This window comes from Chromohalobacter sp. 11-W (assembly GCF_029889905.1).
GTDB lineage: Bacteria > Pseudomonadota > Gammaproteobacteria > Pseudomonadales > Halomonadaceae > Chromohalobacter.
Genome location: NZ_JARANZ010000001.1, coordinates 392361 through 408311, shown reverse-complemented (window position 1 = coordinate 408311; position 15951 = coordinate 392361). Strand labels below are relative to the sequence as shown.

Genomic DNA, 15951 nt, shown 5'->3' with positions numbered 1-15951 from the left:
TACATGGCAATACAAAAGGAGCCACACGGATGTTCAGCCTGACGGTTCGAGACCATTTCATGATCGCGCACAGCTTCAACGGCGAGATCTTCGGCCCCGCGCAACGCTTGCACGGCGCCACCTATGTGGTCGATGTCGCCTTCAAGCGCCCCGAACTCGACCGCGACGACCTCATCGTCGATATCGGCCTGGCCAGCCAGACGCTTTCCCGCGTTCTGAGCGAGCTCAATTTCAACAACCTCGACGAGGTTCCCGAATTCCAGGGGCGCAACACCACCACCGAATTCATGGCCAAGGTGATTTTCGAGCGGCTCGCCCACGCCATCCGCCAGGGCGAACTCGGCGAGACCGGGCATGGTCTGACGGCCCTCGGCGTCACGCTGCATGAATCGCATATCGCCTGGGCGAATTACGAGGGCGCGATATGAGCCATCCCGTGACTCTGATCGTTGCCGGCGACCCAGCGCAGTTGACCGGCGGCTACGTCTACGATGCGCGCGTCGTCACGGCCCTGCGCGAACATGGCTGGCCGATCGAGGTCATCGGCCTCGAGGGGCGTTTTCCCGAACCCGACGCCACGGCAAAAAAGGCACTGGAAAACGCTTTAGCGGCCCGGCCCGCAGGCGCCCATGTAATTATCGACGGACTCGCGATGGGCGGGTTACCCGACGTGCTCGAAGCTCATGCCCAGCGCGTGACGCTCACCGCCCTGGTTCACCATCCGCTCGCCGACGAAACCGGTCTTGGCGACGCCGAACGCGAGCGCTTCTTGATCAGCGAAACGCGCGCGCTTTCGGCGGTGCACAATGTCATCGTCACCAGCCCTTTCACCGCTCGGCGTCTGGCGGATTTCGAGGTAGGGCCGGAGCGCTTGCACGTGGTCGAACCCGGCGTTATGCGCGCCGTCCCGGCCCATGGTAACGCTGAGGTGCCTCGCCTTTTGTGCGTGGCCACGGTCACCCCGCGCAAGGGACATGATGTGCTCGTCGAGGCGCTGGCCACACTGACCGATCTGCCCTGGACATGCGACTGCATCGGTGGCCTGGACCGCGCGCCGACGCATGTCGAGGATGTCCAGGCACGTATCGCCACCCACGGCCTGGAAGAACGTATCCACTTGCTCGGCGAGCGATCCGCCGAGGCGCTGGACGAGGCCTATCACGCCAGCGATATCTTCGTGCTGCCCTCGCATTACGAGGGATACGGCATGGTCGTCAGCGAAGCCCTGGCACATGCCCTGCCCGTGATCACCACCACCGGCGGCGCACTCGCCCATACTCTTCCCGACGATGCCGGGCTAAAGGTGCCACCCGGCGATGTCGAGGCGCTCGCCGCTGCGCTGCGCGAGATGCTCAGCGACCCCCATAAACGTCAAGCATGGCGCGAAGGCGCCGAGCGCGCCCGGGGCTCGCTGCGTGACTGGTCGCAGGTCGGTGCGGCCTTCGCCACCGCCTTGCAACGAGGCGCCGCATGAACACTGCCGGTACGTTCAGCGAGTCCTGGCTGGCGAGGCGCGAGCAAGCCGATCACGATGCCCGCGCCATGGCGCCCTTGCAGGCCACCGTCGACTGGCTTGCCACGCGTGAGCGCCACGCTCCCTGGCAACTACTCGATCTCGGCAGTGGCAGCGGTGCCAATGTGCGCTATCTCGCGCCTCGCTTGCCGGGGCCCCAGCACTGGCATCTAATCGATCATGACGATTCTCTGCTGGGCCATGCCGTGGGGCGCTGTCAGCCCTTGCGCGATAACGCGGGCACATCCATCCACGTGACCACACACCAGCGCGACCTGCATGCGCTCGACACGTCTTGGTTCGCCGGTATCGACCTCGTTACCGCCTCGGCACTGTGCGATCTGGTCAGCGCCACCTGGGTCGAGGCCCTGGCCGATGCCTGCGCGGCTCATCACGCCGCGACATTGATCACACTCAGCGTGGACGGCAACATTCGTTTCCAGGCCGATGACGTGATGGTCAATGATGACGAAGATGCCTGGCTCTTCGAGATACTCGCCGCGCATCAACGCCGCGACAAAGGCCTCGGCCCTGCGCTTGGCACCACGGCGCCCCAGGCATTGATCGCAGCCTTCACCGCCAGAGACTTTCACATCGTCGACGCTGAAAGCCCCTGGCGCCTGACGCCGGCGCAGCGCCCCCTGGCGCTGAGCCTCATCGACGGCTGGGCCGCCGCCGCCCGTGAGCAAGCGCCGCATGATCGCCAGCGCATCGAGCGCTGGTGGCAACACCGCCGGGAGGCCCTCGACCGAGGGCATCTCGACCTGCTCGTCGGGCACCGCGATGTGTTCGCCGCCCCGGAGCCACCCCATGCGTCCCGCTAACGCGACCCTCGCACGTCTGGGCGTCAGCCTGGTGCTGCTCGGGGTCATCGCTTGGCAGCTCGACGCTCGGGCACTACGTGACGCCTTCGTTGCCCCCGCGCCGGGCTGGCTGTTGCTGGCATTGGCCATCAGCGTGCCCCAGGTCGTGCTCTCCGCCTGGCGCTGGCGCCTGACCGCCCGGCGCATGGGTCTGACGCTACCGCTACGCCGTGCCGTGGCGGAATACTACGTGGCTACCTTTCTCAACCAGGTACTGCCGGGCGGCGTCATCGGCGATGCCTCGCGGGCCTGGCGCCATGCCCGGTCGAGTAGCGACCGACCACGAGCGTGGCGCGCCGTCATCATCGAACGCCTCTCAGGCCAACTGATGCTGGCACTGATCGCCATCGTGGGGCTGCTAGCTTCGCCGACCTTGCGCGATAGCGTGCTCAGTGGCCTTGCTCGGCTGGGTAATGCCCCTGTTGTACTGACGACGGGGATCATCGTGCTGAGCGGGCTGGCGATCTGGGGTTATCGCCGCCCGCCGACCTGGCTGCGCGACACGCTGGGCGATCTCAGCACCGCCCTGGTCGCCTCGCGCATGTGGCTCTGGCAATGCCTCAGTTCCCTGGGTGTGGTGGCGAGCTATATCGCCGTCTATGCCATCACCGCCCGTGCCATTGGGGCCGATATCGACCTCGCCACCCTGTTGCCACTGATTCCGCCGGTGCTGATGGTCATGGCGATTCCCCTCTCGGTAGCCGGTTGGGGGCTACGTGAGAGTGCCGCCGCACTGGTGTGGATAGGCGCCGGGCTCGATCCCGCCCAGGGCGTGGCCATTTCGCTGATCTACGGAGTCATCGTGCTGATCTCGAGCCTGCCAGGTGCCTGGCTACTCTGCCACCGGCGTCGCCAGCGTCGAGACCATGACACCTCGGCAGGCGCCCCACTAACGAGCAAGAGCGGAGGAGGCTGCCATGCGCGATAACGCAGAGGGTATTTACAAAAGGCCTGCACTCGACAATCCGGCGTTAAAATCGGCCTCAAAAGACTCATTTACCCCATGTAAACTCCGTGTTTTCGGCCAATTTTGCCTTGTCTTGCCATCGTTCGCCTGTTTTGTAAACACCCTCTTACCCCACGTGACCGGGACGCAGCGTCAGATCGAAAAGCGTGTCGTCGCCCATCGCAAACGTGCGACATGGCGGACGCAGGGCGGCATCGAGGGTCTCGATCTCGGCCAGGCTCACCGCCGGACGCCCCGAACCGATCAACAGTGGCGCCACGACCACATGCAAACGATCGAGCTGACCATCCGCCAGGAAGCGCGACACGGTCTGTCCGCCGCCCTCGATGAGCACGCGGCGAAGACCACGTGCCGCCAGGGCGTCGAGCAGCGCCGACGGCGTCAGATCGGCCGCGTCCTCGGGCACCAGCGATTCGACATGCGCGCCCAGGGTATCGCGCGGCAACGGATGCCGAGTGATATGCAACGTGGGAGCGTCACTGCATTGGAGTACACCGCTGGTCGCGGGCACGCGGCCATTGGGGTCGAGAATCACGCGTACCGGGTTATCCCCCGTCACATGCCGCACGGTGAGCTGCGGGTCGTCGGCACAGGCCGTACCCGCCCCGATGACCACGGCATCGACCAGCGCACGCAAGCGATGCAGATGCACACGGCTCGCTTCGCCGGTGACGTAGTGCGAGGCGCCGGTGATCGTGGCGATACGTCCATCGAGACTCTGACCGAGTTGCGCGATGACGAAACGCCCGGGCGTGGCGCTGCTCGGCAGCAGGCTATCGAGCAGCGCCGTCGCCTCCGCCGTGACCGGGCCCTCGGCCTGCCAGGCGCCGCCGCGCCAGATTCGCAGCCGGCCGCTCGCCAGCGTCAACGCCGCATGGGCGTCCCAGTCCTGGCGTCGAGCCTCGCAAATCCCATGCCAGGCCAGCGCCACATCGAGTGTCGCAGGGCTCATACGGTCTCCCGTGCCGTGTGCCAACGAAAGTGTCATGACACGTCATCGAAGCATTACGACGCGCAAAAACCAAGGAGAGGCTCATGAGACAGGTAGAACGTGCGATCTTCGACTTGCGCCGCGGCCTGCCGGTCGTGCTGCACACCCCGCAAGACGCCGTCTTGATCCAGCCACTGGAAGGCATCGACGACACCGCCCTGGCCACGCTCGCCGATATGGCCGGCCACGCGCCAAGCCTGGTGATCACCACGCATCGCCTCGCCCGACTGGGCGCAATTGCTCCCGATGACGCCGACGCAGTAAGCCTGCCACTCGGCACGCATCACCGCGCCAGCGATGTCGTCGCCTGGGCCATGGCCGCCATGGCCAAGCCCCCGAGTGCCCATCCGCCCGAGCCCGCTTCGGTGGCGGAAACGGCCGCGCTGGGTTTGATGCGGCGCGGCCTGCTGGTCCCTGCCGCGCTCAGCGCCCGGGTCGATGCGACACAGCGCGATGCCCTGGCCGCGCTCATCGACGACGGTACTCTGCTCGGTGTGGCCCTCGACGACGTGCAACGCTACGGCGAAGGCGATACGACGTCGCTCAAGCGTATCAGCGAAGCCAACGTGCCCCTCGCCGAGGCCGAAAACGCCCGTTTCGTGCTGTTCCGTGAAAGCGACGGCCTGCGCGAGCATCTAGCGGTGCTAGTCGGCGACCCCGCCGACTGGGCGGATGCCGTGCCGGTGCGTCTGCATTCGGCCTGCCTGACGGGCGATCTGTTCGGCAGCCTACGCTGCGATTGCGGCGAACAACTACGCACCAGCGTGGCGGCCATTAGCGAACGTGGCGGCGGCATCTTGTTGTATCTCGCCCAGGAAGGACGCGGCATCGGCCTGGCCAACAAGCTGCGCGCCTATGGCCTGCAGGATGCAGGACTGGACACCGTCGATGCCGATCAGGTGCTGGGTTTCGGCGAGGACGAGCGGCAGTACCGCGCAGCGCTGCAGATGCTGGCCGAGCTTGCCGTCACGCGCATCGCGCTGCTGACCAACAACCCCGAGAAGATCGCGGCCATGAGCCTCGGCGGCATCGACGTGGTGGGCCGCGAGGCCTGTTACGGCCAGCTCAACGAGCACAATCGACGCTACCTGAGCGCCAAGGCCGAACGCGCCGGACACTGGCTGGAGGACCTGCTCGAAAGCCCCGACGCCACCGACAGGCGCACCCCGCGCCGCGATACGTCGGGCTCGCTCGAATGACGTGACGTACCGCTCACTGCAGCGAACGTGCACGCAGTTGGGTAAGATCGAAGCAGCAGGCTTCCTCGATCACGCGCGCCAGGCGCGCGGCGAAATGAGCGACCAGCCGTTCCCCCAGGGCCGGCGTGGCCAGGGTTGCGTTGCCGACCACGCCGCTGGGGTGCAGGTCCTGCGCCATCCAGGCGAAACCGGCATCGCCCTCGGGGAGTAGCGTGCGCCCGGCGCGTTCCTGATGAGCCCCTAGCGAGACGGCCTCGCCGAGCGCGGCCTGGCGTACCTTGTGCGGCGCCAAATGCATCATCATCGCGGTTTCCAGCGCGCCGCCATGCAGCCCGTGCCGCAACTCCTCGGCGGGCAGCGCGTCGTCGGGCGGCGTAAAGCGAAAGTAATTTGCCTTGACCACCAGTAAGCCATGGCGCTCGCGCAACTTGAGTGCCGCCAGATCGACCACCGCCTTGTTGCCGCCATGGCTATTGAACAGTACCAGGCGACGAATCCCCGCTCGCGCCACGCTGGCGCCGATATCCACCAGATGCGCGATGGCCGTCTCCGGCGTCAGACTCAAGGTGCCAGCGAAGTCACCATGCTCGAGGCTCGACCCCACCGCCAGCGTGGGCAGTATCAGCAAATCCCGCGACGCCGCGACACGTTCACGCATCGCCGCCACCAAGCCCTCGGCGATATCCACGTCGGTGGAAAGCGGCAGGTGCGCGCCATGTTGTTCGATGGCCCCCAGCGGCAACAACGCCACGCTCTCCGGGCCGACGCGACGGGCCAGCTCGGGGCTGCTCAACGACGCCCAGTCGACGCCACCGATCGCGGCATGTTCAGGCGATGAAGCGCTCATGATGTCTCCTCCTCTTCCAGAGCCGACACCCAGTCGGCGAAGCCGCTGTCACGCACCACGCGTCGGTGCAGGGCGCTGTCCATGACCCGCGCGTCGCCGCCGGCCAGCGTCAACTGACGCTTGGCGCGGGTAATGCCGGTATACACCAACTCGCGGGTCAGAATCGGGTTGGCGTGCTCGGGCAACACGAACAGTACATGGGCGAACTCGGAGCCCTGCGATTTATGCACCGTCATCGCGAACACCGTCTCGCAGGCCTCGAGACGCGAAGGCAACACCGCCCGCGCGCCATCGGCGGTCGCGAAGAACACCCGCAGACGCTGCTGCGCCTCGGGGTCGGGCAAGACGATACCGATGTCACCGTTATAGAGCCCCAATTGCGGGTCATTGCGTGTCACCATCACCGGGCGCCCGGCGTACCAGCCCTGATGATCGTCGATGAAGCCCTCGCGCCACAGGCGTGTGGCGATACACGCGTTGAGCCCTTCGACGCCCCAGGGGCCACGTTTGAGCGCGCACAACACCTGGAAGTCCGTGAGCCGTTCCAGCGCCTCCGTCGCCGTGGCGCCTGCCACGATACGCCGGTAGAGATCGCGATAGCCGGCCAACGCGGCGCGCTCGACGGCCGCCTGGTCGCGCGCCGCCGAAAGCCACTGTATATCCGCGTACCCCGCGTCCCACGCGCGGCGAAACGCCACGACGTCGCCGGCATTGGTCGCCGCCGCCAGGGCGCCGATGCCGCTATGCGCATCGAAGCGGTAGCTCTTGCGCAGCATGACCACATGATCGGCCAGTGGCGAGCACGCGGCATCGGGTGTCATCGAGATCCCCGCCAGCCGCTCGAGAACGTCACAGGCATGAGGCGAATAGCCCTGATCCAGAGCATTGGCGCAAAGATCGCCAAGCACCGAGCCGGCTTCCACCGAGGCGAGCTGATCCTTGTCACCGAGCAGAATCAGGCGCGCCTCCGCCGGCATGGCTTCGAGCAGTGCGGCCATCAGTTCCAGATCCACCATCGAGGCTTCGTCCACTACCAGCAGGTCGAGACTCAGTGGATGCCCGGCGTGATGGCGAAAGCGTCGCGTATCCGGACGCGCGCCAAGCAGGCGGTGCAGCGTCAACGCCTCGCGTGGCAAGGCCGCCTTGACGTCATCGCCGACGTCGAGGTCCTTCACCGCGCCGGCAATCGACTCGGACAAACGCGCTGCCGCCTTACCGGTGGGCGCGGCCAGTTGGATACGCAGGCCGTGGCTCGCCTCCGCCGACGACAGCGCCTGCGTCTGAAGCAATGCCAAAAGCCGCGTCACGGTCGTGGTCTTGCCGGTGCCGGGGCCGCCGGAAATGATCGTCAGTCGGTTACGCAGCGCCAGCGTGCAGGCCACCTTCTGCCAATCCGGCGCATCGTCGTGCGCGGTGTTCGCGGCAAACAGCCGCGCTAGAGGCTCGGCCAGCGACGCCTCCACCGCCAGGGGCCGTCCCAGGCGCTCGCCGAGATGCGCCGCCACCGCCCGTTCGGCCGACCAGTAGCGGCGTAGATACAACCGCCCGCCCGCCAGCACCAGCGGCGTGGTGCCCGGCCCCGGCGGCGACACCAACGGCGACGCGGCCAAGCGCGCAGCCCAGGTGGCGCTATCCAACCCCTGCAGGAAGTCCTCGGGGAGCGGCACCTCGGCCTGCGGCGCGCTTTCTTCCAACGGCGGCAGCGAAAGCACATCGCGCGGCGCCGCCAAGGCACGCGACAGCGCCAGGCAGACATGGCCACGCCCCAATTGATGGCTGGCGAGCGCCGCCGCCAGCAGTACCTCGGCGGGTGCGTCGGCGTCGTGCTCGGCGAGAAAGCGCACGAAGTGGGCGTCCAGCGCGCGCAACCAGCCCAGCGCCTCCCACCACGCCAGACTCTCGAACAATCTCGCGCGCGAAGGCGGGGTCGCCTCCAGGGTCAAGGAATATTGCGCGTCGCTCATGCATTCTCTCCCGGGGCAGTCTCAGGCGCGGCGACGCCGTGTTCGCGACGCAGCGCCTCGACGGGCGCCGCGTCGCCGGCGAGCCAGGCATCCAGGGCCTCGATCAAGCGCCGTTCGGGGCGCCGCTGGAAGACGCCATGACCCGGCGTGCCATCGAAGCCGCGCAGGAACACGTAACAGACCCCGCCCATGTGGGTATCGTAATCGTAACCTTCGAGACGCGCCGTCAGCAGGCGGTGCAATGCCAGCACGTACAACACGTACTGCAGGTCGTAGCGATGCGCGACCATGGCCTCGGCCAGCGCCTCGTGGTGATAGTCGGCCAGGGCATCGCCGAGATGATTGGACTTCCAGTCGAGGACGTACCAGCGACCGTCCTCGGCCTCGAACACCAGATCGATGAAGCCCTTGAGCATGCCATTGAGCTTGCGCGGCGCCAGTCGGGGGCGCGGCGTCGGCAAGGGCTCCAATGCGCAGACCAGCGCATCGAGCGGCGTACTCCAGGCATCCTCGGTAGGCAGCCAGAACTCCAGCTCGGCACGCCAGGCGGTCAGTCCATCGAGACGGATCGCCGCGCCCTGATGGCCGGCGAACGGTGCCGGCAGGGCCTGGCACAACCAATCGAGCAATACCGGCGCCCACTCGGCGTCGAAGCCACCGAGGTGCAGGCGCGTGCTGACCAGACGCTGCAATTCGTCGCGATAAGCCGGTTCGCCCAGGCGGTCGAAGTCCACCGCTTCCAGCAGGCCGTGCAGAAAGGTCCCCGGGCGCGGGCCGCGCGGAAAATCACGCAGCGTGCGTGCGGCGGGACGCGGCACCGGATCGCGCTCGCGGCTGACCTCGACATCCAACGTCGCTGGGGCGTCCCAAGGCAGCGCCTGTGCGCCCCCGCCGGTCTCGAGACGCGCGTCGACGATCAACGCCGAATACGAGGCGATCCACCAGTCATCGTCGATGCCCCCCGTAAAACGTCGCGCCGGCGCCATTTCCGGAGCGCCGTCGCCGAGGCTCAGGCGATGCCCGGGCGGCTCGGGCAGTTCTTCGACGTTCAGCGCCGCCGCAAGACGTTCGCGCAAAGCATGGCCGTCGTCATCGGCCTGGCAGCCCAGCAATCGGCCCAGCGCCGTCTCGTGCAGGCAGCTCGACGCTCCGCGCCCGCGCCCCAGTTGCGCGACGCCCAGGCGACAGGCATGCGCGGCCCGCGTGAGCGCGACATAGAGCAGCCGCACGTCTTCGTCCAACCGCGCCTGCTCGGCGGCCGCCAGCTGCGTGTCGTCGGCACCATGTACCCAGACTCGGCCTTGTTGCGGATCGCGCCATTCGAGCAAGCCGGTGCCGCGATCCGGCGTCGCCGGCCGGTAATCACAAACGAACGGCAGCAACACGATGGGATACTCGAGGCCCTTGGCCTTGTGGATGGTGATGACCTTGACCAGGTCCTCGTCGCTTTCCAGCCGCTGGCTGACGGCCTCGGCATCAAGCTCGGCCGCCCCTTCGAGGAGCGCGCGATGCCACCAGCGCAACAGCGCATGTTCGCCGTCGAGCCGGGCCGACACCGTCTGCGCCAGCTCTCCCAGATGCAACAGGTCGGTCAGTGCTCGCTCGCCGTCGTCGCGCTGCCCCAAGCGTTCGGCGACCCGGAAGTCACGCATCACCGCACGCAACATGGGCAGCACACCACGCCGCTGCCACTGGCGATGATAGTCGGCGAAACGCTCGACTTCGCGCTCCCAGGCCAGTTCATCGGCGAGCAGCGTTTCCAGCGTCGCCGGCGTATCGCATAAAAGGCGCGTCGCCAGCGCCGCCTTGAGGCGAGCGTCCTGACGCGGCTGCGCCACCGCCTCGAACAACTGCAACAGCTCGAAGGCCAACGGCGTATCGAAGACGCTGGTGCGCTCGCTGAGATAGACGCTGCGAATGCCGCCCTCGGCCAGCGCGCGACGTACCGCCAACGCCTCGGTGCCCTTGCGCACCAGAATCGCGATGTCCGCGGGACGTACCGGACGCCGGGCGCCGCTGGCAGCGTCGGAGCTGTTATCTACAAAATAAGCACCACCCTCGAGCATCCGCTGGACCTCGGCACGCGCGGCGCTTGCCATGCGGGCCTGATAATCCGCCTTGGTGTGGCGTTCCTCATCCGGCCACCAAGCGCCGAGCGCCGCCATGTCGTGGCCATCGGCATCTACCAGACGCGTCGACTTGCCTTGGGCTTCGACCTCGACGAAAGGGATCTCGTCGCTGCCGAACGGTTCAGGATGGCGCGCGAACAGCGTATTGACCGACTCGACCATGGCGTGACTGGAGCGAAAATTGCGCGCCAGGGTGAAGCGACTCGGGGTTTCGCGCCGCGCCGCCAGATAGGTGTCGATATCGGCACCGCGAAAGGCGTAGATCGCCTGCTTGGGGTCGCCGATCATCAGCAAGGTGGTCGTAGTCTCCACCTCGGGCGCCCGGTAAATGCGCGAGAAGATGCGGTACTGCAGCGGATCGGTGTCCTGAAACTCGTCGATCAGCGCCACCGGTAGCGCCCGACGAATGCGCCCCGCAAGGCGCAGCGCGGCCTCTGGAGCCGCGTCGGGGTCGAGCGCGGCGTCCAGGTCGCACAACAGATCGCCGAATTCCCACCAGCCCTGACGACGCTTCTCGGCGGCGAACATCGCCGCCACCGTGTCGCGGGCATGGGCCAACACTTGCGGCGCCAACTGATCAAAAGGCGTGGCGGTCTCGGCCAGCTCATCGAGCAGCGCGAAAAACGCATGCGTGGGCGCCTCATGCCCCTTCTTGCTAGCCCCTTCGAGTTTGGCCTGGCTCAGCCAGAAGCGGCCTTGGCTGTCGGTCGTGTCGCCATCGCCGCCCGCTTCGAGTGTCGTCAGCCACTGCTCGAATGCCGCCAGGCGTGTCTCGAGCTCTTCCGGCTTGTAACTGCGCTTGTTGAGGGCGCCGCGCTCGAAGGCGTCCTGCAGGCAGGCCGCGATGGCCTCGCGATCCCACGCTTGGCGCAGCCGGGCTTCCAGTTCACTGCGAACGGCCAGCGAGCGCTCGGCGCTCTCCAGCAACGCGCTTAACGACGCGGGCGCCTGGATATACGTATCGTCCCACCACAGCGGCTGTGCCCGGCCTTCCTTGAGCAGCGGCGTCAAGGCACGGCTCAGCGCCTCCGGCCCCTCCCAGCGGCGGCGAATTTCGCGCTGCCAGTGCGCGGCGAGGGGATAGAAATGGCAACGCCAATAGTCCTCCACGACCCGCGTCAACAAAGCCGAGCCGTCTTGCAGCAGCTCGGCACCGAAACGCGCGCCGGCATCGAAGGCATGGCGCGTCAGCATGCGCTGGCAGAAGCCATGGATGGTGAAGATCGCCGCCTCGTCCATCAGGCGTGCGGCCTGGTCGAGGCGCTTGGCGGCACCGGCCAGGGCGTCGTCACCGGCCTCGACCAAGGGCCCCAGCAGCGCTGCGAGGACCTTGTCATCACGCGTTTCTTGCGATGCCAGCAACCAGTCTCGGGCCTCCTTGAGACGTGCGCGAATGCGCCCACGCAGCTCGGCGGTGGCGGCTTCGGTAAAGGTCACCACGAGAATTTCCGGCGGCAACAGCGGGCGCGGGAAATCGTGCTCTTCGCGCCCGGGCAACGGGCCGAGCACCAGACGCACATAAAGCGCCGCCAGGGTGAAGGTCTTGCCGGTGCCCGCACTGGCCTCGATCAGGTGGTAGCCGGTCAGTGGCAGGGTCTCGAGCACCAAGGGCTGAACGGCCGGCGGCGTGGCATGGCGGGGCGACGTCATGAACGACCTCCGTGTACCCGCTGGGTGATTCGCGCCAGCATGTCCATCAGCGGCGCATATTGGATGAGCGAGGCGGCGATGCCGCCCGCTGCCTCGAAGGTGGCGAAATCGGGCCACAGTTGCCCCAGTGCGCCGTCACTCGCGCGCAGCGCCGCCGGCCCGGCGAAGGCATCGGTCTCGTAGCGCGCGATGAGCGCCTCGCGCACGCCGGCATCCGGCGCCTCCCCGGTTGCCAACGGCACCCAGTCGGCACGCGGCAAGCGCTTCCAGACCTCCTTGGCAATCTCGTCGATGGCCGGCCACGGTGCTCGATAGGCACGCGCCCAGGCCGCCAGCAGGCCATCGAGCTCGCCTGCGGCGCTGGCCTTGTCCAGACCCGGAAGGCTCAGGCAGCGATCCTCGAAGATCGCCGTCCATGCGCACGATGCCTCCAACGTGGCATTGGCAAGCAGCCAGCGCAGATAACCGGCATACAGCCGATGCAACTTGCCGACGTGACGATAAGGGCCTTCACCCTCGACCTTTAGATGCCCGTAGTGTCCCGGCTCTAGCGTCACCAGCCGCCAAGGTGCCGAGGCCTCTGCGGGCGCCGCGAAAAGCCCATCCAGACGCGCCTTCAGAGTGAGTGCTTTGTCGTCCAGTGCTTCATGGACAGCGACATAACGCACCAGCGGCGGCGTCGCCGCGGCGCACTCGGCCACCTCGCGGCGCCAGCTTTCCACCTGACGCGACAGGCGCGCCAGGCGCGGTTCGATCAAGGCCTCGCCGAAACCGGCCGTCGGCAAGCGCCCGGCCATGCGCAGCCGCTCGGCGACCGCGGTAAGCGGCACACCATCGCGCGCGCCCTCGAGCAGCTCGCGCTTGAGACCGTGATCTTCCAGGCCATCCGGCGCGAACGGCTCGTTGTCCTCGTCGGGCACATGAGCGTCGGCGAAATGCACGCCCAGGCGCCCGAGATAGACCGTCCAGGGGCGACGCAGCACGCGTTGTAGATCGCCCAACCCAAGCGGTTCACTGGGCAGTTCGACCGTCGTGGCGGCATTCGGTAGCACGGATTCGTCGCGCTCGGGTGGCATATACAGCGCCTCCCAGCTCGACTCATAGGTGAAGCGCGGGTCGTCGCGCTCGAAGTAGCGTCGCGAGAACGGCTGCAGCGGATGTGTCTCGATCAGGCGCTGCGCCAGGCGGGTGGCACGATCGGCGGCATCGCTCTCCGGCACGTCCCAGCCCTGTTCGAGGGTATCGAGCAACTCGCCGAGCAACACCGACGGCGGGCGCGGGGTATTGTCGCGCACGTCGCGCCCCACCCAGGAAAGCGTCAGGCGTTCACGCGCCGAAAGCATGGCTTCGAGCATCAGATAACGGTCGTCGTCGCGCCGCGAACGGTCGCCGGGGCGTGGCCGCGTCGCCATCAAATCGAAATCCTGGGGCTGGCGCACGCGGGGATAGTCGCCGTCGTTCATGCCCAGCAGATAGACATGACGAAAGGGAATCGCGCGCATCGGCATCAAGGTCGCGAAGTTGACCTTGCCGGCCAGAAAGCGCTGCGCGAGGCCGCCTTCGTCGAGTTCGGCACGCAGCGCATCGCGCACCACGCCGAGTCCCACCGGGGCCTCGAAACCGGCCTGCCGACATTGCTGCGACCAGCGCCCCAGCGCCGCGTCGAGACGTGCCACGACATCGTGTTCTTCTGCCGTGGTAGGGCTCAGGCAGGCCGCGAACAAGGCTTGCAGATGCCCCAGCCATGCCTCGGGGGACAACCGCTCGCTCAACGCCGCACACTGCGTTTCCAGAGTGTCGAGCAACGCCGCCACACGCCCGGCGAGATCGGCCTCGAGACCACCCACTTCGGCATACGGCACGATGCCCTGGAAGTCCCAGCGCGGCGGACGCCCCAGTGAGTCATCACTTTCGCCCTGAGCGCCGGTCGAAGCCGGTTCACCCACGGCATAGCCGAGCAGCATGCGCGACAGCCCGAAGCGCCAGCTGTTCTCGCCCAGCGCGGGGAATCCCAGCGAATGGCGATGCTCGGCGCTCAGCCCCCAGCGCACACCGCTGCCGGCCAGCCACTGGCGCAGCCTCTCGAGCTCGGCCTCGTCGATGGCGAAGCGGGCTCGAAAGGCGGGCACTTCCAGCGCATCGAGCACCTCGCTGACCGTCAGACGACGCTCGGGCAAGTCGAGTAACAGCAAGGCCAGCACCATCAGCGGATGCGCCTCGCTGGCGACCTGGTCGGCAATGGTGAAGGGAATATGCCGGGGATGCGACGGCGGCAACTGGCCGAAGACCGCCTCGATGCAGGGCGCGTAGCGGTCGATCTCGGGCACCATGACCACGATGTCGCGAGGCCGCAGCGGTTCGCCCGCCGCCTCGGCGTCCTCGAAGGCCGCCAACAAACGGTCGTGGAGGATCTCCACCTCGCGCAGCGGTGAGTGAGCGCTGACCAGGGCCAGGGAGTCGTCGTCCTCGGCGATCGTTCTCGGCGCGCCTTCCTGTCGGGCGCGCTCGCCGGGGTGCGCCAGTTCGAGCACGTCCTGCTGCAACTGTTGCAACAGCGTCGGCGACTGCGCAGGCGCCATGTCACGAAAGACATCGGTTTCCAGATCGAAGCCGCGCGCGCTCTCGAATTCGTACAGGCCGACGATGAAATCACGCCCCTGGGTGCCCCACCCCGCCAGCAGCGGATTGGCGTGCAGGTGCAGGGCCTCCTCGTCGAGTTCGGCCAACCACGGCGCCTCGGGGTGGCGCGTTTCCTGTTCGTGGCGTGCCTGGGCCGATAACCGCCCGGCGCGCTTGATGGCATCGCGGTCGGAAACGATATCGCCCCAGTAGTGGCGACACGGGTTGGCGATCATCAAAAACACATCGACCACGCCGGAAAGCGCGTGCAAGGCCTCCAGCGTCTGCGCCGGCAACGCCGAGATCCCGAACACGAACAGCCGTGGCGGCATCTCGCGGGGGCGCTCGCGAAGCTGCCGGGCGGCGTCGAGAAAACGCCGGTGCAGACGCGCGCGATGGTGCTCGCGCGCCTGCGCGGGGGCATCTTCGATCAGCGCCCGCCACAGCGCCGGCTGCCAGCGCTGGTCGTCGGGCAACTCCAGAGGCGCGGTCTCGCCGCGCTCCCAGGCTTCGATCCATTCGGGCCGGTAGATCAGGTACTGATCGAAGAGATCGGCGAGGCGCACCGCCAGATGCCAACGGCGCCGCTCTTGCGCCTCATGCGCGGCGCCCGGCATGGGGCTGGCCTCCAGCGCCTCACTCTGCAAGTAATCGCGAAGCGGCGCGTAACAGCTCGGATCGTCAGGCGCGGCCTGCGGATCGAGGCAACGCTCCAGCAGGTGCATCAGGCGCCAGGCCAAGGGCGTCTTGTCGAATGGCGATTGCTCGGGAATGTCATCGCCGAGCACCGCACGATAGGCGCGCCACACGAAGCTCGAAGGCAGCGGGAAATCCACCGAGGCGGCGATGCCGTCGGCTTCCGCAAGCGTCAGGCGCAACCACTGCGCCATGCCGTTGGATTGCACGAGGAAGGTTTCCGGCACCAGCGGCGGTTGGCGATGGCGCCGAATGACATCGAGCGCCAGGGTTCCCAGGTCCTCGAGATGATTGGCGTGTATGACGCTGAACATGGGGGCTCCCGGCGGTCGAGGTAACGTCCAGCGGTATCTTACACCATCGTGTGGATGGCCCCGAGCCCCGAAGGAAGAGGAAGCCGATGCGCCTGGAAGCGACCGCATTCCACAAAACGTGGCCTCGCCGTCGGTTAACCTAAACTAATTAAAAGGTTGACATAGACATGCATCCTCGTACCCTCACGGTTAACTTTTC

10 protein-coding genes are annotated in these 15951 nt (G+C 67.1%); 5 read left to right on the top strand and 5 right to left on the bottom strand.

The window, feature by feature from the left end:
* Nucleotides 1-29 precede the first annotated feature (29 nt).
* Genes OP494_RS01795 through OP494_RS01780 form a run of 4 tightly spaced genes read left to right on the top strand, consistent with a single transcriptional unit; the run spans nucleotide 30 to nucleotide 3304 of the window.
* Nucleotides 30-428, top strand: coding sequence for a 6-carboxytetrahydropterin synthase (locus OP494_RS01795; protein ID WP_280539035.1), 399 nt, complete (start codon nucleotides 30-32; stop codon nucleotides 426-428).
* A complete protein-coding gene (locus OP494_RS01790; RefSeq protein WP_280539034.1) occupies nucleotides 425-1474 on the top strand; it encodes a glycosyltransferase family 4 protein in 1050 nt (349 codons plus the stop codon). Before OP494_RS01795 ends, OP494_RS01790 begins: the two co-directional genes overlap by 4 nt.
* Entirely contained in the window at nucleotides 1471-2337 is an 867-nt protein-coding gene (locus OP494_RS01785) for a class I SAM-dependent methyltransferase (protein ID WP_280539033.1), read from the top strand. Before OP494_RS01790 ends, OP494_RS01785 begins: the two co-directional genes overlap by 4 nt.
* On the top strand, nucleotides 2324-3304 hold the full coding sequence (locus OP494_RS01780; protein ID WP_280539032.1) for a lysylphosphatidylglycerol synthase transmembrane domain-containing protein: 981 nt from the start codon (nucleotides 2324-2326) through the stop codon (nucleotides 3302-3304). The genes OP494_RS01785 and OP494_RS01780 overlap by 14 nt, the downstream gene beginning before the upstream one ends.
* Nucleotides 3305-3449: 145 nt before the next feature.
* Here OP494_RS01780 and OP494_RS01775 read toward each other — a convergent pair whose 3' ends face one another.
* Nucleotides 3450-4295 carry a RibD family protein gene (locus OP494_RS01775; RefSeq protein WP_280539031.1) on the bottom strand — a complete coding sequence of 282 codons (846 nt, stop codon included), beginning with the start codon at nucleotides 4293-4295 and terminating at the stop codon, nucleotides 3450-3452.
* A gap of 83 nt (nucleotides 4296-4378) precedes the next feature.
* Here OP494_RS01775 and OP494_RS01770 point away from each other — a divergent pair, with 83 nt between their 5' ends.
* Nucleotides 4379-5533 carry a GTP cyclohydrolase II gene (locus OP494_RS01770; protein WP_280539030.1) on the top strand — a complete coding sequence of 385 codons (1155 nt, stop codon included), beginning with the start codon at nucleotides 4379-4381 and terminating at the stop codon, nucleotides 5531-5533.
* 13 nt (nucleotides 5534-5546) lie between these two features.
* Here OP494_RS01770 and OP494_RS01765 read toward each other — a convergent pair whose 3' ends face one another.
* Genes OP494_RS01765 through recC form a run of 4 tightly spaced genes read right to left on the bottom strand, consistent with a single transcriptional unit; the run spans nucleotide 5547 to nucleotide 15752 of the window.
* Nucleotides 5547-6380: a creatininase family protein gene (locus OP494_RS01765; protein ID WP_280539029.1), complete on the bottom strand. Its 834-nt coding sequence runs from the start codon at nucleotides 6378-6380 to the stop codon at nucleotides 5547-5549.
* A complete protein-coding gene (gene recD / locus OP494_RS01760) occupies nucleotides 6377-8344 on the bottom strand; it encodes an exodeoxyribonuclease V subunit alpha (RefSeq protein WP_280539028.1) in 1968 nt (655 codons plus the stop codon). Before recD ends, OP494_RS01765 begins: the two co-directional genes overlap by 4 nt.
* On the bottom strand, nucleotides 8341-12123 hold the full coding sequence (gene recB, locus OP494_RS01755; protein WP_280539027.1) for an exodeoxyribonuclease V subunit beta: 3783 nt from the start codon (nucleotides 12121-12123) through the stop codon (nucleotides 8341-8343). The genes recD and recB overlap by 4 nt, the downstream gene beginning before the upstream one ends.
* The gene (gene recC, locus OP494_RS01750) at nucleotides 12120-15752 is read right to left on the bottom strand and encodes an exodeoxyribonuclease V subunit gamma (protein ID WP_280539026.1); all 3633 of its coding nucleotides are present in this window, start codon (nucleotides 15750-15752) and stop codon (nucleotides 12120-12122) included. Before recC ends, recB begins: the two co-directional genes overlap by 4 nt.
* Nucleotides 15753-15951 lie beyond the last annotated feature (199 nt).

What these genes read in the sequence shown, in the direction of transcription:
- OP494_RS01795 (WP_280539035.1), top strand. Translation starts at nt 30, where the DNA reads ATGTTCAGCCTGACGGTTCGAGACCATTTCATGATCGCGCACAGCTTC.
- OP494_RS01790 (WP_280539034.1), top strand. Translation starts at nt 425, where the DNA reads ATGAGCCATCCCGTGACTCTGATCGTTGCCGGCGACCCAGCGCAGTTG.
- OP494_RS01785 (WP_280539033.1), top strand. Translation starts at nt 1,471, where the DNA reads ATGAACACTGCCGGTACGTTCAGCGAGTCCTGGCTGGCGAGGCGCGAG.
- OP494_RS01780 (WP_280539032.1), top strand. Translation starts at nt 2,324, where the DNA reads ATGCGTCCCGCTAACGCGACCCTCGCACGTCTGGGCGTCAGCCTGGTG.
- OP494_RS01775 (WP_280539031.1), bottom strand. Translation starts at nt 4,295, where the DNA reads ATGAGCCCTGCGACACTCGATGTGGCGCTGGCCTGGCATGGGATTTGC.
- OP494_RS01770 (WP_280539030.1), top strand. Translation starts at nt 4,379, where the DNA reads ATGAGACAGGTAGAACGTGCGATCTTCGACTTGCGCCGCGGCCTGCCG.
- OP494_RS01765 (WP_280539029.1), bottom strand. Translation starts at nt 6,380, where the DNA reads ATGAGCGCTTCATCGCCTGAACATGCCGCGATCGGTGGCGTCGACTGG.
- recD (WP_280539028.1), bottom strand. Translation starts at nt 8,344, where the DNA reads ATGAGCGACGCGCAATATTCCTTGACCCTGGAGGCGACCCCGCCTTCG.
- recB (WP_280539027.1), bottom strand. Translation starts at nt 12,123, where the DNA reads ATGACGTCGCCCCGCCATGCCACGCCGCCGGCCGTTCAGCCCTTGGTG.
- recC (WP_280539026.1), bottom strand. Translation starts at nt 15,752, where the DNA reads ATGTTCAGCGTCATACACGCCAATCATCTCGAGGACCTGGGAACCCTG.